This is a genomic window from Ruminococcus flavefaciens ATCC 19208, from assembly GCF_000518765.1.
In the GTDB taxonomy this organism is placed as follows: Bacteria; Bacillota; Clostridia; order Oscillospirales; family Ruminococcaceae; genus Ruminococcus; species Ruminococcus flavefaciens.
The window spans coordinates 130387-131199 of the sequence record NZ_KI912493.1; the positions used below are offsets into that span (position 1 = coordinate 130387).

The window sequence follows — 813 nt, forward strand, 5'->3', positions numbered from 1 at the left end:
GCAAGAGAACTCTTTATCTCTGGCTTTTCAGTCTTTTTGATGTCCTCAGATTTCTTCTTCTCAGCCTTTTCATCTGGCTTTGATGCAAGAGAGCTCTTTATCTCGGGCTTTTCAGTCTTTTTGATGCCCTCAGATTTCTTCTCTTCAGCCTTTTCATCTGGCTTCGGTGCAAATGGACTCTTTTCCGATGACTTCTTCGAATCATCATGTTTTTTGTCCTCATTCTTAGGAGCAAAAATGGTGTTGTCCCTGCCCTTTTCATGCTTTATGTCAAGCATCTTATCCAACTTAACAGGCTCAGGCGAGGTATCTATTTTCTTCTTGCTGTTTATGAGATCATCTTTTCCCAAGTCCTTAAACTTCTGCTTCTCCGAATCGGGAATGGAGTCCATGATCTTCTGTGCAAGCTCATTGCCGTCATCGGTGCTGACTGCCTTTTTCTTATCATTGAACTTTGTCTGAGAAGGCTTGTTATCGTTATTTACTGCATGGATCGTCCCACCGGGCTTATTTTGAGTCTTTGGCTCGGGCTTCTTCTCAGCAGGCTTGTTCTCAGCCTTCGGCTCGGGCTTTGCCTCGGTTGGCTTGTTCTCAGCCTTCGGCTCGGGCTTCTTCTCAGCTGGCTTGTTCTCAGCCTTTAGCTCTGGCTTCTTCTCAGCAGGCTTGTTCTCAGCCTTTAGCTCGGGCTTTGCCTCGGTTGGCTTGTTCTCAGCCTTCGGCTCGGGCTTCTTCTCGACCGGCTTATTCTCAGCCTTTGGCTCGGGCTTCTTCTCGAGCGGCTTGTTCTCAGCCTTCGGCTCGGGCTTCTTCTCA

The 813-nt window shown here is 47.8% G+C and carries 1 pseudogene; it reads right to left on the reverse strand.

The annotated features are described in order from the left end of the window. A pseudogene (locus L870_RS19785) lies at positions 1–813 on the reverse strand (hypothetical protein); the annotation flags it as partial.